Source organism: Pseudoalteromonas prydzensis, from assembly GCF_001661495.1.
GTDB lineage: Bacteria > Pseudomonadota > Gammaproteobacteria > Enterobacterales > Alteromonadaceae > Pseudoalteromonas > Pseudoalteromonas prydzensis.
In genome coordinates this window covers 204,511-225,736 of the sequence record NZ_BDDT01000003.1, presented here as the reverse complement: position 1 = coordinate 225,736, position 21,226 = coordinate 204,511, and the positions used below count along the sequence as shown (strand labels likewise).

Genomic DNA, 21,226 nt, shown 5'->3' with positions numbered 1-21,226 from the left:
CCCTTAAATTGAATATTTAATATTAAAAGAAACAAAATCGCGATCAGAGAATGTATTCGTTTGACCACCACCCCAGAATGAGTTGTAACTGAAGTCAAACGACCACGCGTTTTGATAGTTAAAGTTTGCTGTTACACCTAATGACTTACGATCTTCAATAAACAAGAACATAGGATCCGGTGTAATACCATTAACATCGTGAGAAAAAACAAATCGCGGTGAGAAGTTAACACCTTTAAAGAAGTTAAAATAATCACCTTTGGCAATTAAACGGTAACCCCATGCCGATGCTGTTGGAAACGGATTGGTCTCAGGACCATTTGATAACCCTAAGTGAAGCGTCGAATAGTCATCCGTACCAGGACCTGTAATAACACCACTGCGACCAGTACCCGAGACATTTAAGCGTAATTCATCGTATTCCGGTAAATCATTGATCCGTACACCGCCTACTTCACCGACCACAGCCCAGCTATCAGCACCAAGAGAGGGGCCAAATAAATGTGTCGCAGTAAATTGTAGCTGTGCAGTATTACGTTCAATATAACCTTGTGCAGTTTCACCTGGACCTACAACGCTGATTGCATCGCCCTTACTCATTTGTGAAATACCCGCAAAATCAGGGCGAATACCTGCAACAGCTAACTGCTCTGGCATACCTGCATAAAGTAATTCAACGTCATCAATTTGCAGCGGCTCATCTTCACGAAATGCAAATTCACCAGCAAACGCAGTCTCACCGATTGAAGTGTTAAAACTAACGCCATATAACTTAATATCTTCAGGGTAGACTAACTTACCTTGCGTAAATGCGTTTAGTTGAGTGACATTATCTTCGGTGATCTGTGTATCCGGCGAGAGGATCATAGCCAAATCTTCTGCAATCGCCTCAGAAGTAAAGTTAGAAACTTGACCAGAAATTAGCGGGCGACGGCTATGATAATTAATGTGGTATAACGCCACTTCAGTATCATTTAATTCGGGTAAAAACATCCCAAAACGTAAACCGTATTGGCCGCCATTTTTAGGCTCAGTCTTACCTGCACTTCCTTTACCTTTAAGTGCAACTTTGGTTGGATAAGCTAAATACATATTGGCAAGTAATGCTTGCCCTTCTGCACTAGTTGGATCAATACCTTGTGCGGCTGCCGCTGCGCCGAATGTAGCTTGTAGATTGTTTAAGCTTTGCGTTAAAAATTCCAAATCAATATCAGGGTTTGAGGTAAAACCTAGCTGAATATTTTGTTGATAACCGTTTTCAGATGCAAAGTCATTGGTTGAAAAATAACTACCTGCTGCCGGTAGGCGTGTTTCATGCCAATCATACTGATAAAACGCTTCAAGATTGATGTTGTCAGTGATCCCTAATGATGCCCATAGCATACCTACAGGAATAAAAGCTTCTTTTAACTCTGCTCCAGGGGCTTTTAATCGGTCTATATCAACTGGGTTAACATTTATACCATGGGAAATAAGGGTACTTTCACCCCAGTTCACCACTTGTTGACCTAAACGCACTGATAACGGATTCTTACCATCGTTTAAATCAAAATCAGCCCAAACAAAGGCGTCAAGTAAGCGGATATCAGCGCACACTTGCTTTTTAGTATCCGGATCATCACATGGATCAACCCCACCGCCTGATACTGGGTTAACGTAAGCACGATCGCCATCCATTAACTCAAAATCATAAAAATACATAAAGCGAGTAAACAAACCGTAGTTATCTTTATTGATAGATAAATCGTGTGTGCCTTTTAATAGTTTCGAAAACGATTCACCACTATCAAAATTTAAATCCCCTGCATCGCCATTATTTGAGTATGCACCGGGTTGTGCCCACACGTCTTGCGCTGTATAGATTGGGTTTAACGATGGATCATAGCCAGTCCAGTTAAAAGCGGGGTTATTACTTTTACCAATCAAAGAAAAGTCGCGGTCTTCTACGCGAATACTTTGACCATAAGAAAAGTTTGAATCAAACGTGACATCAAAGTCACCAACTTCAAAGTTAGCAGCCTGTGTTACACCCGTTGATAGACCTAATGTTGCAGCAGCTAGGCCTAAAAATATTTTGTTTTTAACAAAAAGCGATCTTCTTATCATTGTGTGTTCCCCCTGTCGCGGGTAATTTTGTGATCAAGTTATTGTTTTTAGTGTAGTCGTAACGATAGAAGCGAAATAAAGAAATTACAAATAGAACGCGTTCAATCCGTCATAATTTTTCAGTTTAGTTGGCGTTTACGTAATGGTAAGACGTCCTACCAGATAATTTATACACGTAAATTAACAATAGGACAAATTGAATTAACAAAAAAACAATAATATAAGTATTTATTTTAAAAATTATTTTAGGCGACTTGTTCCAAACTTAAGAATTTATGCTCAGGGGTAAGCAAAAGTCGAAACCGCCCTCTCACTCCTAAAGAAGAAATAAAAGGACGTAAATGACTTGCGGCAAAACGTACTTTTTTGCCGCCATCTTCCGTTACTTGTACCGAAGTGTATTTACCTTCGTAATAATCCATACACTGTTTGTAGGTAAGATTAAGTAGAAAATAATATTCAACCATGATTTATTGTAATGCTTTATCCACTTTTTCAAATAAATCATCGCTCAAGTTATCCAGCTCTGCAAGGCGTTGCAACTGAGCTTTCATTGCCGCTGAACGTACTTCATCATAACGACGCCATGACATAAACGGCGTAAGCATACGAGACGCATTTTGTGGATTAATGGCGTTTAACTTGACCAATAAATCACCTAACAGCTGATAACCTGCACCGTTTTTACTATGAAACTGTGCGGTATTAAAATGGCTAAAACTACCGACTAACGCCCTAACTCGGTTTGGGTTTGAAAAGTCAAAACAAGGGTGTTCATATAATTTTTTGATATTATCGATGGCGTTTTCGCCCCCTTGCATTGCTTGTAATGCAAACCATTTATCCATCACCAGCACATCATGGCGCCATTGACTGTCAAATTGACTTAATAACTCAATAGCCAATGGACTATCAGCTTTGACAACGGCACTAAGTGCCGCTAAAGCGTTCGTCATATTGTGAGAATTTGCGGCACTGACCAATAATTGATTATTATCCAGTTCATCGGCTTTTGCTAAATAGTGTAAACACAGACCCTTTAATGCCCGCACTGCGACAGCATCAGCACTAACAGAGCCATCATCGATTAAACTTTGGTAACAAGCCGTGAATTCGCCCTGCAGTTGCTCAGCAATTTGTAGTTCAAACTGCTGAGTGACAGCCACAATCTCATCCACTGGGATCACTGCAAATTCGGCAGCCAATGTGTCAAAGCTTGGTAATTTTAACAACTCTGAAATAAGTGCTAAATCACCTTCTCTTTCAATTAGTAAACTGCGCAGCGCATTGATAATCTTGTCATCGAGCTGGTTGTTAGCAGGGTTTTCAATCGCAGTTTTAACAGCGCTAATGAATAACTGCTGCTGGGCATCCCAACGTGAAAAATCGCTGCGCGCAAAACGCATTATATGTAATAAATCAGCCTCTGTGGTTTGTTGTTTGACAATGCATGGCGCTGAGAAATCTTCTAACAATACGGCAACGGGTCTTTCTGTTAAGCCATCAAAACTAAAACGTTGCTGTTTGTTGGTCACATTAAGCACATGGTCAACACGGTTGCCTGCAAAACTCAATGGCACAGAGCGTCCTTGCGCATCAAGCAGCTCAATAGCAAATGGGATGTGTAAAGGCACATTATCAGGTTGATTGACTGGTGCAAGCTGCTCTATGTTGAGTGAAAAAACGCCCTGCTGAGCATCATAATTTTGCTCAACAATTAAACGTGGTGTCCCAGCTTGGCTGTACCAGCGCTTAAATTGCGTTAAATCAATACCAGAGGCATCATTCATAGCTGCAACAAAATCATCGCAGGTAACTGCTTGTCCATCATGACGCTGAAAATAAAGGGTCATACCTTGTTGAAATTTATCTTCCCCCAATAGCGTGTGCATCATACGAATCACTTCAGCACCTTTGTCATAGACAGTCACTGTATAGAAGTTATTCATCTCTATCACTTGCTCTGGACGAATTGGGTGCGCCATCGGGCCTGCGTCTTCACTAAATTGATGAGTACGCATTACTTTAACCGCATCAATACGATTAAGGGCACGGGAACCTAAATCACTGCTAAACTCTTGATCGCGAAAAACCGTTAAGCCTTCTTTTAACGACAGTTGAAACCAATCACGACAGGTCACTCGGTTTCCTGTCCAGTTATGAAAATATTCATGGCCAACGATTGACTCTATAGTGTGATAATCTTTATCTGTTGCGGTCTCTTGATTCGCTAAAACGCATTTAGAATTAAAGATATTTAGCCCTTTATTTTCCATCGCGCCCATATTGAAAAAATCCACAGCAACTATCATGTAAATATCTAAATCATACTCAAGATCAAAACGCTGCTCATCCCACTGCATTGATTTTTTAAGTGATGCCATGGCGTGAGGGGTTTTCGGTAAATTGCCTTTATCAACAAATAAGGCTAATTCAATATTGCGACCACTTTTTGTTACAAAGCTATCTTCAAGTACATCAAAATCCCCTGCAACTAAAGCAAATAAATAACTTGGCTTTTTAAATGGATCTTGCCATTTAGCAAAATGACGCCCATTGTCTAATTTACCTTGCGCTAATTTATTACCATTTGATAATAAATGAGTAAATTGCTCGTCAGCAATAATAGTCACATCAAAACTGGCAAGTACGTCTGGGCGGTCAAGGTAATAAGTTATTTTTCTAAAACCTTGTGCCTCACATTGTGTACAATATGCACCGCCAGATAAATATAATCCCTCAAGTGAAGTATTTGTTTTTGGCGCAATTTCATTCACGATAGTGACTTGGCAGTGAGCTGGTAAATTATGGATGATCAGCTGCTCATCAGCTAACGTATAATCGCTATAAACTGAGCCATCAACAGCAATTGAAATTAACGTTAAATCAATCCCATCAAGCGCTAAATCAGTCGCATCTGCAACTGCTTTTTTAACGGCCATCACACTGGTGACTTTAGTATTTAATGGAGAAAGATCAAAAGTTAAATCAACATGGTCAATAACAAACGGTGGAGCTTGGTAGTCTTTAAGATACTGTGCTTGAGGTTTTTTTGATGCAGTCATGGAAAACTCCAAAAATGGCTCCCCGACAGCGGGGAGCAAATAATTTATGCCTGTTGTTTAGGCTTAATACGTAAGATTTTAATGCCGAGGTAAGCATACACAACAGCTAACAATGGATTGATAAGGTTAAAAAATGCATACAGCGCATAATCAAAAGGATTGATCAGCAACACACTTTGCATGTACGCACCACAGGTGTTCCATGGGATCAGCGGACTGGTGATCGTGCCACCATCTTCTAATGTTCTTGATAAGTTTACTGGCTTTAAACCGCGTTTTTCATATTCTTCTTTAAACATACGCCCTGGCACCACGATAGCGATATACTGATCAGCTGCAATCACGTTGGTGCCAATACAGGTCGCGATCGTTGCGGTGATCAATGAGCCTGTGCTTTTTGCAATTTTAAGGATACTTTTTACAAAAATATCAAGCAAGCCGGTTTTTTCCATAATGGCGCCAAACATCAAGGCAGTCATGATCAACCAAGTGGTTGTAAGCATACCTGACATGCCACCGCCACTGAGTAATGAATTCATTTTTTCATCACCTGTTGCGATAGTAAAACCATCAAAAAAAGTCGTCCAAACTAACTTAAAGTAACCAACAATTTCACCTTTAGAGCCATCTATTTGCGATGCAATTAAGTCTGACTGAAATAGCATAGCCCAAACCGCACCAATTACAGCACCTATTGAAATTGCAGGGAATGCAGGCATTTTTTTAATCGCTAATACTAATAAAACTAATAGCGGCACCAACATTTCAAATCCGATATTAAAATTTTGCTGTAAAATGGCTGTGATCTCATCAATACGACCAGCTTCACTGGAAGCCGTAGCGTTAAAGCCCATAAACACAAAGATGATCAAAGCAATGACAAAGCTTGGCACCGTAGTCCACAACATATGGTGGATATGTTCAAATAGATCAGCACCTACAACCGCTGGGGCTAAGTTTGTTGTTTCAGACAATGGACTAAGCTTGTCACCAAAGTAAGCGCCGGATATAACAGCACCTGCAGTCACTGTTTGCTCTAAACCAAGGCCTGTGGCAACCCCTAATAACGCAACACCTATTGTTGCCGCAGTGGTCCAAGAACTACCAATACTCATTGCCACGATGCCACAAATTAAGCAACTTGCGGCATAAAACCAACTAGGGTTGATGACTTGCAAGCCATAATAAATCAGCGTTGGCACTGTGCCTGAAAGCAGCCAAGTACCGATTAGCGCCCCAACCATTAACAAAATTAATATCGCGCCCAATGATAAAGTGATCCCTTCAATCATTGCTTGCTCTAATTTTTTCCAAGTGTAGCCATTTTTCAGGCCAATCAATGCGGCTGTAAAGGTTGCAAACAGTAAAGCTATTTGGTTTGGTCCGGATGATGAGCTATCACCAAATAGGTAGACTGCAGCACCAAGTAAGCAGATCAGCACAGTAATGGGGATCAGGGCATCAAAAAAGCTGGCCTGTGGGATAGGTTTTTCTTCTAGTGACTTCAAAATAGAGGCTCCTACACGTATTTATATACGCGTTTAATTATTATTTTTAGCACGAACGCAACTTATTTATCTGCGTTTAATCGGTGATTATAGCAATACCAATAGTTTTAGGCAGTAAAAAAGGCGCAAAAGCGCCTTTTAAATTAACCGGGAAAATCGCCCTATTTCTTAGCTACACGACCAAATTTAATATAGTCTTGCGTAATTAATGCGGCTTCTTCTAAAAATGGGTCTAAATCGTCTAAAACGTCAGGAACGTCATCCAAGTTCTCAACCGGCTTTTCACCTAAACGAACCAGTCTTTCGTTAGTACGTGCTAAAGCACGCGCTTCACCTTCGTCTTTTTCTTTAATACGCTGGGCTTCAACTAATGAAATCGTTTTACGATCTTTCTCTTCTTTATAGCGTTTAATATCTTCAAATACATAGTTGAACTCTGGCTCAGACTTAATACGTTCATCATGGGCTTTGCTTAAGTAAGCTATTGCTGCATGTAAGTCATCAACTGAATTATATTTTGCACGAATAATGCTATCCCATGGTAAGGCATTATCTTCTTGGCTTTCTCCCCACTCTGCTGGGTCAATTGCTGATGGGAATGAAATGTCTGGGATCACGCCTTTATGCTGGGTACTACCACCATTAATACGATAGAACTTTGCAATGGTGTATTGCACACTGCCAAGTGGATTATCGTATAAATCGTAAGCGCGGCCTAAACCTTTATGCTGTTGCACTGTGCCTTTACCAAATGTTTGCTCACCGATAACAACCGCACGACCATAATCTTGCATGGCGGCTGCAAAAATCTCAGACGCAGACGCACTATAACGATCAACTAATACTGTTAATGGGCCATCGTAAAAAGTGACACCATCACGGTCTTTTTGCTCTTCAATGCGGTTATTCAAAGTGTGTATTTGTACAACTGGGCCTTGATCAAAAAACAAGCCTGATAATTGTGTTGCTTCATATAACGAGCCACCGCCATTTTGGCGTAAATCGATAATGATGCCATCTACCTTAGCTTCTTTTAACTTAGCAAGTTCAACTTTCACATCTTTAGAAAGGTTATTATAAAAACCTGGGATTTCAATGACCCCAATCTTACTGGTTAAATCAGAATATTGTGCTTCAAACACTTCCGATTTTGCAGCACGGTCTTCTAAACGAATCTTATCGCGAATAATTTCAACAACTTTTGGAGCACCATGGTCGTCAACACCTTTCAAGTATTGTAAACGTACTTTAGTGCCTTTCGGGCCTTTAATTAAATCGACAACGTCATCTAGACGCCAGCCAATTACATCAACAAATTCTTCTTTATCTTGAGCAACACCAATAATGCGGTCATCCGCTTTAATTTGCTCAGACTTATCAGCAGGGCCACCGGGAACCAAACTGCGAATAACAGTATAGTCTTCATCATAGCTAAGTACGGCACCAATACCTTCTAATTCAAGATCCATGTCCATCTTAAACTGTTCAGCACGCCGTGGTGATAAGTACGAAGTATGTGCTTCAATGCTACGCGCAAATGAATTCATTACGATTTGAAATGCATCTTCACTGTTAGTTTGCACTAAACGACGTTGTGCATTGTGATAACGCTTTGTCAGTACTTTTTTAATACCAGCCCAATCTTTGCCAGTCATCTTTAAACGTAATGCATCATACTTAACACGTTCGCGCCAAAGCTCATCAAGCTCGGCTTGCGTTTTTGCCCAATCAGCATCTTCACGATCAAAGTAATACTCGTCAGCCTCGTCAAACGTCATTTCGTTTTCGAGTAAACTTAACGAATACTCATAACGCTCAAAACGGCGTTTCATACTTAGGTTGAAAATATCAAAGGTAAAATCAAGTTTACCTGTGGTCAGGGCATTATCAAATTGGTTGCGGTATTGCTCAAATGAAGCAATATCCGCAGCCAAAAAGACGGTTTTATTAAAATCAAGGGATTCGATATAACGGTCGTACACTTTACTTGAAAGTGCGTCATCAAAACGAATTGGTTTGTAATGTGCACGAGTAAATAAGTTCGTCACCCGCTTGCTAGCCGTACTATGCTGACTTTCTTGTGTAAGGACTGGCAAGTCTTTTGCCGTAACAACATCAGCGACATCAGCAACATCTGATGCAAATAATAAACCCGAATACAGGGCCGCAACTAACGGAATGAGCTTAAACTTCTGACTCATACACAACTCCTTAATTTATATACAGCTTTTAGATAATGTACAGGCTGTCTGCTTTCGTTTTAACTTGCATGCCCGTTACCAACTCAACGTGAACATCATCTTTATTCACTTCAGTGATTACGGCATTAACAAGGGCTTGGCCAAGTTTAACTTTAACTTTGTTATTAACCTTGACCTCACTTGCTGGTAAAGGTTCAATTTTTCCTGAACGTTTAGCCGGTGCAGCTTTCGCTGGTGCAGTGTTAACCTTAGCGTTTTTATCAGCTGGTTTGCTGAATTGGCCAGGTTTCTTTTTGTAAGATTTTGTGTCTGAATCATTACGTGGGCGCTGCGCTTTTTTACGCTTAGCCATTTTTGCACGACTTTCTTCAAGGGCTTTTTGAGCATGATCAATATGTTCTTGCTCAACTTTAGCACCGTGATTACCGTCTAAATCAATACGAAACTCAGACTTAGTCACCGCTTCTAAATAACGCCAATTAGACGTGTATTTTCTAAGCGCTTGGCGAACCTGCGTTTTACTAACTTTTTCAGACCCTTCAATTCGCTCAGCGATATCTTTAAAGATACCGACTTTCAGCGGCTTGATGCCGTCTTTTTGTTTAAAACATTGCGGGAATTCTTGATATAAAAATTCCAACACTTCATTAATATCTTTTAGCTTGTTTGTGGTTTCCATTTTAGAACCTATGTTTCACATCTTTTCATCAAGGGACGAATCGACGTAGTGTGTTACCCAGTCGACCAGCTCTTCAAAGTCGGCTTCAATTACAGCCATATCACCTCGAAGGTGTTCCCAAATACCATTAATTATTTCATCAATTAATTCACATTCCGTGTCATCAGGAAGGCGATCCCAAGCAATATGAATTAAATCATTGAGCGTTTCCGCTACATGTTCTTCATCCCCTTCCCAATCACCCACATCGGTGATGGCAAACAGATAATCCTGTACATTTACTAAGTCTTTCATGCAATTGTTGCCTCAAAACACGCTACGAGTGCTTCTAAACCTAGCTTATCATCCGCATCAAACCGAGCAATACTTGGACTGTCTATATCTAATACAGCAAATACTTCACCATTTTTATGGATCGGTATAACTATCTCAGAGTTAGACGCTGCATCACAGGCAATATGTCCTGCAAATGCATGTACATCTTCAACAAGTTGAGTTTGTGCAGTTGCAGCAGCAGTCCCACAGACCCCTTTTCCTAGTGGAATACGGATACATGCAGGGTTGCCTTGAAACGGACCAAGCACTAATTCAGTCGGTGAGTCTATTAAATAAAACCCAGCCCAATTGACATCATCTAGTGACGTAAATAACAGTGCACTGATATTCGCCATATTGGCAATAATATTAGGCTCACCAGTAATTAGCGATTCAGTTTGTTTAACTAATGACTGGTAAAATTCTTGCTTTTGCATACCAAACTACTTCTTATCAAACATACAGTAGCTAAAGGTACTCTTTGTCGCCAATAATTGAAACCTTTTCAAAGCAAAAAAAAACAATTTGCCCTAAATTTCAGCAAGCTTGGTTAATAATTCTGCTATTGAGGAGATTGTTGTTTTACAGCACCTTGTCTTAGACCATATAAAAATAACCCAGCTGCAAGGGCTGACATTGCAGTGTTAATTAAAAATACCATACCGCCTGTGGCGCTAAGTAAATAACTAAATATTGCCCCGCCGAGTAAACCCAATGTCAGTACACCTGAGTAATTTACTTTTGCGTACTTGTACATTAATAAGTAACCCGGGACGACAAAGGCAGCCATCGTCAAGCCAACAATATGGGCGTTGGCTATCGCACTCATTAATAAATTGAAGAAAGTCGTTATTGGTTCGCCACTTAGCGTAAGTGCATAATAAATACCAAGCACAGTGCCAATGATCACAGGTGACAACAAAGATAAACCCACACTTTTCGCAAGCCGATGTTTCATAATACGTCCTTAAAATCAGGCTAAGAGTAAGTTCTAAGGATGCATGATGTTTAACAACATCGAAATAGAGACTATGGTCGTAATTTACAAACTATGCATTTTAGATACAAAAAAGCCCGCTTAATAAGCGGGCTTTTATAGATGGTGGAGAGATAGGGATTTGAACCCTAGAGGGGCTACAAACCCCTGCCGGTTTTCAAGACCGGTGCATTCGGCCACTCTGCCATCTCTCCGAAATTTTGTAAGTCACGAGTAAGAGTGCACTCATAACTGTTGTAATTAGGTGGTGGAGAGATAGGGATTTGAACCCTAGAGGGGCTATAAACCCCTGCCGGTTTTCAAGACCGGTGCATTCGACCACTCTGCCATCTCTCCGCACGGCCTGCATAATAGAGAAGGCAGTGGTCTTTGTGAAGCTTTTTTTTCAAAAAAATGCTTAAGTGCTTAAAAAACAATTAATTTGTACACTCTTAACGCAGTGAAGTGTAAAAACCATACAAAATTGAACTTTTCTTTTTAATTATTGGTCTATTGAACTACAAAGGTTTGCCCAAATATAGAAGTCTTGGTAATCTAACTTCAGTTTAATTATCAGAACTTACAATAGGTTTCTAAAGGAGCTCTAAAATGGCATTTAATCAATCGTACAATACCGCTAGACCGGTTATGTCGACCATTGAAACAAACAAGGTATTAAAAAATACCTATTTCTTATTGGCTATGACATTAGCATTTAGTGCTGTGACGGCTGGTATTTCAATGGCATTACAACTTCCTTATTTTATGGGGTTAGTTTTCACACTTATTTCTTTCGGCCTATTATTTGTGGTAAATAAGAAAGCTGACAGTGCATCAGGTGTTGCATGGGTATTCGCTTTCACCGGCTTAATGGGCGCAGGCCTCGGTCCACTATTAAACCATTATGCAGCTATGCCGAATGGCCCTATGCTTATTATGCAAGCGTTAGGTTCTACTGCACTAATATTTTTAGGCTTATCTGCTTACGCTCTTAATACTAAAAAAGACTTCTCATTTATGGGTGGTTTTTTAACCGTAGGTCTTATCGTAGTGATCATCGCCAGTATCGTGAATATCTTCATTGGCAGTTCACTAATGTTTATGGTGCTTAACGCTGCGGTTGTTTTAATTATGTCTGGTCTTATCTTATTTGATACTAGCCGCATCATTAATGGTGGTGAAACTAACTACATTCGTGCAACTGTTTCTCTATATTTAAGCGTTTATAACTTATTTACTTCATTACTTGCCCTACTTGGCGCAAATAATGACTAATTAAATAGTTCTGTTAAAATAGCCCCTCTTTAGGGGCTTTTTTATTGGAAAAATTTTGGCACGATTTGTACTTTCACTGCACAGCGCACCATCCGATCATGACGCCACACAGCGGTTAATTAAATTTGCTGATGCTTGTTTAAGCTCAGGTCATCAAATTGATGCAATATTCTTGTATCAACACGGTGTATTTCATGCCAGTAAGCAACTAAATCTGGCATCCGATGAATTACCTATCAATTCACTTTGGCAGCAATTATATGATCAAGGGGTTAGCTTAATGTTATGTGTTACTGCCGCCGAGAAACGCGGTTTAGACATAAATAATACTGGTGTATTCTCTGTTGCAGGTCTAGCTGAATTTGCCATGCTCGCAAGTGATGCCGACAAATGGGTGCAATTCAAATGATTAATGTACTTGTTTTAAGTCAACATAGTCCTTTTGATGATTTATATATTCGTGACGCGCTAGATATGACCTTAATTTTTGCGGCAGTAGAGCAAAATATCAGCTGGTTATTCACAGGCCCTGCTGTGCTTGCCTTAAAAAAACAGCAACAGCCTGAACATATTGGCTTAAAAAACTATTTTAAAAGCATAAAAACATTGGAAATTTATGATGTTGAAAACATCTATGTCTGTGAAAAATCATTGCTTGAATATGGCCTTGATAAAAATAACCTGCTAGTACCAGTAAAAGCGCTAAATTATCAGCAACAACATCACCTTATTAGCCAACAACAACAAATAGTGACCCTATGAGTACTTTGCATATATTCTCTAAGCCACTTAGCTATTACAATACTGATCAACTGGTTAATCTTATTCAACCAAGTGATCAAGTGCTATTACTAAGCGACGCCTGCTTTGCAACGACGCAATTTAGGCAACTTGCAAGGCAACTATTAATTCTTGCCGATGACGCAAAAGTGCGCGATATAGCTATAAATAAACCAGATCTTGCGCTTAGTTATGATGACTTCGTCGCGCTGACTTTATCGACTTCTCACTCAATCACGTGGTAACCCATGCTTGAACTTAACAATCAGCTTATTGACACCGATAAACAAGGCTATCTACTCGATCATACCTTATGGTGTGAAGAATTAGCACCTATTATAGCCGCACAAGAAAACATTGAATTAACCAGCCAACACTGGGAAGTGATCCATTTTGTGCGTAACTTCTATTTAGAGTACAACACCAGTCCTGCGATAAGAATGTTAGTAAAAGCAATGGCAAAAGCGTTAGGTGAAGATAAAGGCAACAGTATCTACCTTTATAAACTGTTTCCAAAAGGCCCTGCTAAGCAAGCTACTAAAATTGCCGGTTTACCAAAACCAGCACGGTGTATCTAAGCATGACTATAACTAAAAGCAATGAACCTAAAAGAAATACACCGAAAAGCAATACAACGAAACGTCGTAACAGTGGCCGTAGTTATAATCGCAGTGGGGTAACCACTAAAAAAATCAATAGCGCAGTAAAGCGTGAAATAAAGCCAGCAATTGCGGCAAGTGAACGTAAAGTAGTGCTATTCAATAAGCCTTTTGATGTGCTGTGTCAGTTCACTGATGAGCAAAACCGTCAAACCTTGGCTGACTTTATAGCCATCAAAGATATCTATGCTGCTGGGCGATTAGACCGAGACAGTGAAGGTCTTTTATTACTGACTAATTGTGGCAAGTTACAAAACACCTTAACTGCGCCAAATAAAAAAACCAGTAAGACTTACTGGGTGCAGGTGGAAGGTGAGCCTTCAGATGAAGCCATTAAACGTCTATGCCAAGGTGTTGAACTTAAAGATGGGCTTACCCTACCCGCTGACGTGAAGCGTATTGCTGAGCCAACTTTATGGCCGCGCAATCCTGCGGTAAGAGAGCGAAAAAATATTCCTACCAGCTGGCTAAGTATTACTCTCACAGAGGGAAGAAATCGACAAGTAAGACGTATGACCGCCCACATCAACCACCCTACTTTGCGTTTGATTCGCTATCGTATCGGTGACTATACTTTAAAAGGAATAGCCAGTGGTGAGTATAAAGTCATCGATGGTGAATAATAAGCTGAAGGTAATAACATTAATCGTTTAACGGCCACTTGTTGACCACCTCTGGTATTACTCTTTACTAACGACAATCGTATTCCGGCCTTTACCTTTTGCTTGGTACAAGGCCTTATCAGCAGCATCAACAAAAATAAGCTGTTCTTCAGCTTTGGGCCTGTTGAGCGTTTTAATTCCCATACTTAAGGTAATATAGCCAAGTTCAGCATATTCATGTTTAATAGCTAATTGAGTAATTGCTTGTTGGATCTGTAATGCGGTATTGAACGCCTGCTTTGCGTTAGTGCTAGGCATTAAGACAACAAATTCCTCACCGCCAAAACGAGCAACAAAATCCTTTTCGTGATTCATCGTCGCCGCAATACATTGGGCAATTTGATATAAGCATTCATCGCCTTTAATATGGCCGTAGTTGTCGTTGTATTGTTTAAAATAATCGATATCAAGCAAAATCATCGATAGAGGTTTTAATTGTTGTTGCATTAATTCAAGTTGATTATGGAGCGTTTCATCAAAGCAACGGCGATTCGCAATCTGAGTTAATGAATCTAAAAATGCCATATCACGAAGAATATCTTCAGCCGCTAAGCGCTGGGTAGCATCTTTGAAAATGGCTAAAAACTCATTACCTATGATAGTCCCGGATATTTCCATAGTAATTTGCTCACCATTTTTACAACTCACTTGGTAGTCTTGTGGCTCTATATCAGTATTGTTAATACGCGCATCAATCAGCGCCTGTTGCCATCGCTGTTGCACCTGCTCACGGTACTGAGGATCTGGATAAGCGTGTAACCACCACGCAGTCAACGTTGGGGTATCGTCAAGATCATAACCAAAAACATCAATAAAACGCTGATTCAAGCGAATTATATTACCTGTAAGTGTACAGACATTACACAATGGAATGGGGACGTGTGCAAATAAATTAGTATATTTACTTATTTCTAATGATGTCGACTCTGTTGTCCTATGCTCATTACTTTTCATGCCAAACTGTCCGTGTTTTTTTGTTGCCATAGACAAAGCAAATGACCATTCTCGCCACCATTGTCTTAGCAGAAGTAACAGCAAACATTGATCCGCGTTTACTATCTGTTCAAGGCAGGTAAGGTTACTAAGTAGATCATCAAAATCCTGATAGAAGATGCTTTGTCGCAAAGGGCTTTGCTGAATAGTTTCAAATAGGCAATATGCATCCAGCCGTAAAGAACTCGTCATTTGATTGCTCATGACCTCTAACTGCTCATCATTATATAGTGTGTAACGCTGCCAAAAATCAACGAAATGTTGCTTGTATGAAGAATGATCGGTGACTAGTTTAACCATTTAATTCATGCCCGAGAATGAGATAAAGGTAATTCACGTGAAGGAATTTCAAATAGCAAAGTGACAGAAACCAACAGCGTGAAAATTAACAAAGAACAACGTTTACAGTGAGTATCATTGCGAGGTGTAAACATAATACAACTTTAAAATACTTTTTTTAAACGGTTATATCCAGTTATTTATGTTATTAACTATAGCGTTCCTGAGGCAATTACCCACGTAAAAGTTTAATAACTCATAATAATGTCTTACTAACGACCTAGTCATATTAAATTATTAAAGAATTATGTAAACTTGCCGTTATCTGTAATGAATGACATATAATTTTCAGGCAAATTAATAGTCCATTATCGCAATGGGTTGTTTTGAACAAAGGCAAACAACTAGGTGTTAAGCTTGCCTATCTATGAACAAATTACCGCTTTAATGGATTGAGGTGTTACATGAATATTTCGAAGGAAGAGCTAAATTATATATTGGACTTATATCAAACTGATGCTCCGACCCAGTTAAACTCTGCACATACCCTGACTTTGCACAGTGAGATCCCCGTGGGTATAGCCCATTTATTTAATCATGCTAAGTTAACCCTGCTAGCTGAAATTGCCCATTATCAACTGTGGTTTCCACTTCAACTAAAAGTGAATGAAACGGGCACTATTACTCCCTATTTAAGCGCCCCTGAAGTGATTGATACCCAAGGCGTAAAACGTTGTTGGCGTTGGGACAATCTCGAAATTAAAAACCAAGACTTTAAAATAGAATCAATCTCAAGTACCGGATTATTTTTAAAGCCGCTGTCAAAAAAACAACTGAGAACTACTCCCCAACAGTTAAAATTTATTTTACCAAATAAGAAAAAAATCAGCATAGAGATTGAACCGGTTCGAGTTAGTGAACAGGGCGTTGGAGCTAAAATTACACAGATTCACCATGGAAGAGAGCAACTCAGAGCCTATTTATTTGCGGCCCATAAGCGCAAACATGCAAATTTATATGAGTACATTTAAAAATTATAATAGCCATGATAGCGTATGTTTTTCTACCCAGTGGTTGCAGCTAAGTTAGCACAACGATAAGCTTAAGCCTTTGTGAAAAAATATGAAGGTTTTATGAGCGAAAGTAACTACCCAATTGGCACTCAAGGCAGTCCTTGGAATGCTAAAGATAAACAACAATGGCTTGATAAACAAAAAATTAAACGGTGCTATCAATCTCAAGTAGTCACCTTAGTTAACGAGCTTAGTGAGCAGTTTGATGTTGAGCAATACGGTGCGCTTGCTGTTGATCCACAACGTTACCCTCTTTATGTTATCAAATCTAAACATTGGCAAGAAACTAAGCCCACAGTCCTAGTAACTGGTGGCGTTCATGGCTATGAAACAAGTGGCGTGCATGGCGCATTACGTTTTGCAAAAACAAAAGCCGCACATTATGCTGAGCATTTTAACGTGATTGTTGCTCCATGTATTAGTCCATGGGGTTATGAAACGATTAATCGCTGGGATCCAGCTGCTATAGATCCAAATCGCTCTTTTCATGCTGATAGCCCTGCCCCGGAATCTGCAACGCTGATTCAGTATATGAACGACCATGATATAAAACCACATGTTCATATTGACTTGCATGAGACAACCGATTCCGATAACAGTGAGTTTCGTCCAGCTTTAGCTGCCCGTGATGGTAAAACCAATACAAACTGGAATATTCCTGATGGTTTTTACCTTGTAGCTGATAGCACTAAACCAATGCCTGAGTTTCAAAAAGCTATCATTGATAGCGTTGCTAAAGTAACGCACATTGCCCCAAGTGATGAGAATAACCAATTAATCGATGTGCCACTCGAGCAATTAGGGGTGATCACTTATGCAGCAAGAGAGCTTGGTTTATGCATGGGCTTTACTGATGCACCGTATGTCACCACAACAGAAGTATACCCTGATAGCCCAACAGCAACTGATGAAGAATGTATTTTAGCGCAAGTTGCAGCCATTACAGGCGCCTTAGATCATTTACTAGCCTAGTCACTGATAATTAATCAACTGTGGGTCTGCATTAACTACCATCAGCCCACAACAGCATATTCAAGTTAAAATTTACCTGTACAACAAATAATCAATGCAAACTTATAAAATACTGCTAAAAAACTAGACTTTACGCTTTAATTGTATAAAATTCGCGCTCTTAAATTTTCTTACAAGGAAGCGCGTTGAAATTTATCAATAAATATGGCCAAGTTAGTTTACATTCTGAACAAAATATCATCATCGCTGATTTCTGCGGTAATCTAAATGCCAGTTTAGCGACTGCATTTGCTAATGGTTTATCTACGCAAGTAGCACAGTTTGCAAATAAACCATGGGGATACATTAGTCATTCTCAGACACTTTTAGCAGCAACCCCACAGGCAGAACAACAACTGACGTCATTAACATCCGCCATGGCTCGCAATGGCTGTGTTGCCAGTGCCTATATTTTTGATTCATCGATCGTAATCAATCAAATGCAACGCATTCTCGATAATGCGGGGCTAGATATGGATATTCGCCCGTGTCTTTTTAACAGCTTAGCCCAAGCTAAAGCATTTGTTAGTAACACGATGACCGAGAAAGCGATGCAATTACTCGTTTAATTACGATAAAATACACTACTGATTGTGCTTGAAACTCGACTGTCTTCTTGTGCAGTTATAACAAAATCTAACTGATTAACCTTATTAGGCAAATCATAGCCATCTGCAACGACCGTTACTGGAATGCGCTTCATTTGCCCTGCAGCAACGGGGGTTAATTCAGGACTTTGTAGCGTAGCGGCATCAAGTCCATTTATTGCAACTCGATAATGTACTAATTGTTGAGTTTTGTTGATAATCGTCAAAGTATAAGGGTTCTCTACTAATCCTTCAAAATTTACCCGATATAACGCGTTACGGTCACGCAACACTGATACCTCAATTGGTGTTCTTTGTAATAACCAGGTCAACATTGAAACCATTAAAAGGACAGTCAGCGAACCGTAGCCTATCAGTTTTAATCTAAACGGATTCGTTTTTCCTCCCGCCATTTGGTTTTCGCTGGCGTACTTAATAAGGCCCTTTTGATAACCAAATTTTTCCATTGTATCGTCGCAAGCATCAATACATAAACCACAGTTAATACATTCATATTGTAGGCCGTTGCGTATATCAATCCCCGCAGGACACACTTCAACACATAAATTACAATCGACGCAATCGCCAAGCCCTAATGCTTGATGATCTGCTTTGCGTTTGCGTGGGCCGCGCTGTTCACCTCTGGTAGCGTCATAGGTCACGAGTAAAGTATCTTTATCAAACATCACCGCCTGAAAGCGAGAGTATGGACAAGCAACCGTGCACATTTTCTCCCTCAAAAATCCAGCATTTCCATACGTACAAAAAGCAAACAAAAATACCCAAAAACTGGTGATCCCAGACCACTGCAACGTAAGCATATCTGTGTACAAGGATTTTGCTGGTATAAAGTACGCCATAAATGATGTGGCAGTGAATAAAGAAATAAGTAACCAGGCGCTATGCTTGATTATTTTCTTCTGCCATTTTGATAATGTCCAGCCAGATTTATCTAACTTGATACGCTGATTACGTGTGCCTTCTACTCGTTGCTCCACCCACGAAAACATCAGCATCCAAATAGTTTGCGGGCAAGTATATCCGCACCATACTCGGCCAAGCCAGTTCGTCACAAAAAACAATGCAAAGGCGCCTAACATAAATAGCAATGCCAAGATCATGAAATCCTGTGGCAACAAGGTCAGCCCAAAAATTGTAAACTGTTGACTTGCAACATCCAGTAGCACCGCTTGTTTGCCATGGTATGGGATCCAGGGAATAGCGATAAATGTAAGCATCAATATCCAGCCAAGATTGCGCCGAATACGTTGAAAAAACCCTTTTTGCTCACGAATATAAATTGGCCCTTCGTAGTTATAGGGCTTAATGATCATGTCTTCTTCTTTAATATCAAATTTCATAATTACGAGTACTTAATGTGACGGTTAAATACTCTTTTGCAACTTTCAGACCAAACTGAAAGATAAAATAACTATATGAATATTAAGTAATTAAAATAAAATATTGAAATCAACTACGCGATATATAACGGAAATCGCGATATATCACGACCTCTTGCTAATTCCTAGTTTACGCATTTTTGAGCGTAATGTGCTTTCCGGCATGCCTAACTTAACTGCAGCGCCTTGGCTGCCAGAAATTTGCCAGTTTGACAGCGCTAACACCGCTAGAATATGTAACCTTTGTACCTCATCTAAATTCAGATCTGTATTACTAATCAAAGCTGCCCCACTGCGCAGTGGTTGACTTAGCTGTAATACCGACTGCTTAGACAAGATCGCTTCACGCTCTAGAACATTCTGTAATTCGCGAATATTACCCGGCCAGTCATAGGCTTGTAGCTGTGTTATGGCTTTTTTGCTCAGTCCTTTTAGCTGCTTACCGAGGCGTTTATTTAGCTGTGCAATTAAGTTACTACATAATAAGGGGATATCTTCTTTACGCTGTTTTAAGGGGGGTACTGTGATTGGAAAAACATTTAACCGATAATATAAGTCAATTCTAAAACGACCTGATTGCACCATCTCCCACAAGTCACGATTAGTGGCTGCAATCACCCGAATATTAACTTTGCGGGTCACGCTACTCCCTACCCGTTCAAATTCATGTTCTTGTAGTACCCGCAGTAATTTACTTTGTGCCTCGAGTGGCAACTCGCCAATTTCATCTAAAAACAATGTGCCATTATTAGCTAATTCAAATCGCCCTTTACGGTGTTCGTTGGCGCCAGTAAAGGCCCCTTTCTCATGACCAAAAAGCTCAGATTCCAATAAACTTGCGGTAAATGCCGCACAGTTAACTTTGATAAACGATTGCTTACTGCGTGTGCTTAAACGATGTAAGTTACGTGCAACAAGCTCTTTACCCGTACCATTCTCGCCTAAGATCAATACGGTACTGTCGGTCGGACTAACCAGTTTAATTTGCTCTAGCATTGTGTGAAAAATATGACTTTTACCAACTAAACCAGACTCTTGCCAATCCTCATTAAGCTCAGCAATAAGATAGTTATTTTGCTCTTGTAACTGATCACTAAGCAAATTTACTTGCGCTAACGCATCTCGCAGGGCTTGCTCTGTTTGCTGCTGTTTAGATACATCGCGGAATATCGCGACAGCGCCAATTAACTGTTGATCTTTATATACTGGGGTTGAAGTATACTCCACAGCAAAATGGCTGCCATCTTTACGCCAAAACACTTCCCCTTTAACTTGGCGATGTTTGCCATCAAACATAGTGCAATATATTTGGCATTCGTCAGCCGGGTATGGTCGACCATCTGCGTGACTGTGATGATGGTACTGATGAATTTTTTTACCTAATAGCTCATCTGCTCGCCAACCAGTCATCCGCTCTGCTGCTGGGTTTACAAATACTGCATTACCACTTAAATCAAAACCATAAATACCTTCCCCCACTGCATTAAGCAATAAGCTTGGATCGTCTAAAAACTGTTTTATCATTACACTAGACCAAATTCGCGAAATATCACGATCATTATGCCTTGATATTGAGCCGCTGTGAAACGCTGAATTTACTACCTTGGGCTAGCATTGGTTGTATACATCTTTACTTACAATATAAGTGGTTACATAA

The 21,226-nt window shown here is 39.9% G+C and carries 21 protein-coding genes and 2 tRNA genes; 9 read left to right on the top strand and 14 right to left on the bottom strand.

Features of this window, described 5'->3' with window-relative positions; genetic code table 11:
• Nucleotides 1-3: 3 nt before the first annotated feature.
• The 11 genes from A7968_RS08370 to A7968_RS08325 form a co-directional block, all read right to left on the bottom strand.
• The gene (locus A7968_RS08370; RefSeq protein WP_064666128.1) at nucleotides 4-2,106 is read right to left on the bottom strand and encodes a DUF1302 domain-containing protein; all 2,103 of its coding nucleotides are present in this window, start codon (nucleotides 2,104-2,106) and stop codon (nucleotides 4-6) included.
• Nucleotides 2,107-2,351: 245 nt separating this feature from the next.
• The gene (locus tag A7968_RS22875; protein ID WP_084448106.1) at nucleotides 2,352-2,573 is read right to left on the bottom strand and encodes a DUF2835 domain-containing protein; all 222 of its coding nucleotides are present in this window, start codon (nucleotides 2,571-2,573) and stop codon (nucleotides 2,352-2,354) included.
• Nucleotides 2,574-2,576: 3 nt separating this feature from the next.
• Nucleotides 2,577-5,171 (bottom strand): aminopeptidase N, encoded by a 2,595-nt coding sequence (gene pepN / locus A7968_RS08365; protein WP_064666127.1) that lies wholly within the window; start codon nucleotides 5,169-5,171, stop codon nucleotides 2,577-2,579.
• Between the two features lie 44 nt (nucleotides 5,172-5,215).
• Nucleotides 5,216-6,679: a Na+/H+ antiporter NhaC gene (gene nhaC, locus A7968_RS08360; protein ID WP_192541006.1), complete on the bottom strand. Its 1,464-nt coding sequence runs from the start codon at nucleotides 6,677-6,679 to the stop codon at nucleotides 5,216-5,218.
• Nucleotides 6,680-6,840: 161 nt separating this feature from the next.
• Entirely contained in the window at nucleotides 6,841-8,880 is a 2,040-nt protein-coding gene (gene prc, locus A7968_RS08355) for a carboxy terminal-processing peptidase (RefSeq protein WP_064666125.1), read from the bottom strand.
• Nucleotides 8,881-8,908: 28 nt separating this feature from the next.
• Nucleotides 8,909-9,559, bottom strand: coding sequence for an RNA chaperone ProQ (proQ, locus tag A7968_RS08350; RefSeq protein WP_064666124.1), 651 nt, complete (start codon nucleotides 9,557-9,559; stop codon nucleotides 8,909-8,911).
• Nucleotides 9,560-9,574: 15 nt separating this feature from the next.
• Nucleotides 9,575-9,853 (bottom strand): hypothetical protein, encoded by a 279-nt coding sequence (locus tag A7968_RS08345; protein WP_064666123.1) that lies wholly within the window; start codon nucleotides 9,851-9,853, stop codon nucleotides 9,575-9,577.
• Entirely contained in the window at nucleotides 9,850-10,311 is a 462-nt protein-coding gene (gene msrC, locus A7968_RS08340; RefSeq protein ID WP_064666122.1) for a free L-methionine (R)-S-oxide reductase MsrC, read from the bottom strand. The genes A7968_RS08345 and msrC overlap by 4 nt, the downstream gene beginning before the upstream one ends.
• Nucleotides 10,312-10,436: 125 nt before the next feature.
• Nucleotides 10,437-10,832 (bottom strand): hypothetical protein, encoded by a 396-nt coding sequence (locus A7968_RS08335; protein WP_064666121.1) that lies wholly within the window; start codon nucleotides 10,830-10,832, stop codon nucleotides 10,437-10,439.
• Nucleotides 10,833-10,974: 142 nt separating this feature from the next.
• Nucleotides 10,975-11,065 (bottom strand) — tRNA-Ser (locus A7968_RS08330).
• Between the two features lie 51 nt (nucleotides 11,066-11,116).
• Nucleotides 11,117-11,207, bottom strand: a tRNA-Ser gene (locus A7968_RS08325).
• Between the two features lie 252 nt (nucleotides 11,208-11,459).
• On the opposite strand from A7968_RS08325, the gene A7968_RS08320 reads away from it, so the two are divergent.
• Genes A7968_RS08320 through A7968_RS08295 form a run of 6 tightly spaced genes read left to right on the top strand, consistent with a single transcriptional unit; the run spans nucleotide 11,460 to nucleotide 14,187 of the window.
• A complete protein-coding gene (locus A7968_RS08320) occupies nucleotides 11,460-12,125 on the top strand; it encodes a Bax inhibitor-1/YccA family protein (protein ID WP_064666120.1) in 666 nt (221 codons plus the stop codon).
• 55 nt (nucleotides 12,126-12,180) lie between these two features.
• Entirely contained in the window at nucleotides 12,181-12,534 is a 354-nt protein-coding gene (gene tusD / locus A7968_RS08315) for a sulfurtransferase complex subunit TusD (protein WP_064666119.1), read from the top strand.
• On the top strand, nucleotides 12,531-12,887 hold the full coding sequence (gene tusC / locus A7968_RS08310) for a sulfurtransferase complex subunit TusC (RefSeq protein ID WP_064666333.1): 357 nt from the start codon (nucleotides 12,531-12,533) through the stop codon (nucleotides 12,885-12,887). Before tusD ends, tusC begins: the two co-directional genes overlap by 4 nt.
• Complete coding sequence (locus A7968_RS08305; RefSeq protein WP_064666118.1) at nucleotides 12,884-13,150, top strand: DsrH/TusB family sulfur metabolism protein; 267 nt, start codon at nucleotides 12,884-12,886, stop codon at nucleotides 13,148-13,150. The genes tusC and A7968_RS08305 overlap by 4 nt, the downstream gene beginning before the upstream one ends.
• Nucleotides 13,151-13,153: 3 nt before the next feature.
• Entirely contained in the window at nucleotides 13,154-13,483 is a 330-nt protein-coding gene (locus A7968_RS08300; protein ID WP_064666117.1) for a TusE/DsrC/DsvC family sulfur relay protein, read from the top strand.
• A gap of 2 nt (nucleotides 13,484-13,485) precedes the next feature.
• Nucleotides 13,486-14,187 carry a pseudouridine synthase gene (locus A7968_RS08295; protein WP_064666116.1) on the top strand — a complete coding sequence of 234 codons (702 nt, stop codon included), beginning with the start codon at nucleotides 13,486-13,488 and terminating at the stop codon, nucleotides 14,185-14,187.
• Between the two features lie 57 nt (nucleotides 14,188-14,244).
• Here A7968_RS08295 and A7968_RS08290 read toward each other — a convergent pair whose 3' ends face one another.
• On the bottom strand, nucleotides 14,245-15,519 hold the full coding sequence (locus tag A7968_RS08290) for a sensor domain-containing diguanylate cyclase (RefSeq protein ID WP_064666115.1): 1,275 nt from the start codon (nucleotides 15,517-15,519) through the stop codon (nucleotides 14,245-14,247).
• Nucleotides 15,520-15,962: 443 nt separating this feature from the next.
• Between A7968_RS08290 and A7968_RS08285 the strand changes: the two genes are divergently transcribed.
• The 3 genes from A7968_RS08285 to A7968_RS08275 all read left to right on the top strand — a co-directional run bounded on the left by A7968_RS08285 (nucleotide 15,963) and on the right by A7968_RS08275 (nucleotide 18,151).
• Nucleotides 15,963-16,529 (top strand): hypothetical protein, encoded by a 567-nt coding sequence (locus tag A7968_RS08285; protein WP_064666114.1) that lies wholly within the window; start codon nucleotides 15,963-15,965, stop codon nucleotides 16,527-16,529.
• 102 nt (nucleotides 16,530-16,631) lie between these two features.
• A complete protein-coding gene (locus tag A7968_RS08280; protein WP_064666332.1) occupies nucleotides 16,632-17,543 on the top strand; it encodes a M14 family metallopeptidase in 912 nt (303 codons plus the stop codon).
• Between the two features lie 185 nt (nucleotides 17,544-17,728).
• On the top strand, nucleotides 17,729-18,151 hold the full coding sequence (locus tag A7968_RS08275) for a hypothetical protein (RefSeq protein WP_064666113.1): 423 nt from the start codon (nucleotides 17,729-17,731) through the stop codon (nucleotides 18,149-18,151).
• Here the strand turns inward: A7968_RS08275 and ccoG are convergent.
• Both ccoG and A7968_RS08265 read right to left on the bottom strand, forming a co-directional pair.
• The gene (gene ccoG / locus A7968_RS08270) at nucleotides 18,148-19,530 is read right to left on the bottom strand and encodes a cytochrome c oxidase accessory protein CcoG (RefSeq protein ID WP_064666112.1); all 1,383 of its coding nucleotides are present in this window, start codon (nucleotides 19,528-19,530) and stop codon (nucleotides 18,148-18,150) included. The genes A7968_RS08275 and ccoG overlap by 4 nt on opposite strands.
• A gap of 144 nt (nucleotides 19,531-19,674) precedes the next feature.
• Nucleotides 19,675-21,093 carry a sigma-54 interaction domain-containing protein gene (locus A7968_RS08265; RefSeq protein ID WP_064666111.1) on the bottom strand — a complete coding sequence of 473 codons (1,419 nt, stop codon included), beginning with the start codon at nucleotides 21,091-21,093 and terminating at the stop codon, nucleotides 19,675-19,677.
• Nucleotides 21,094-21,226 lie beyond the last annotated feature (133 nt).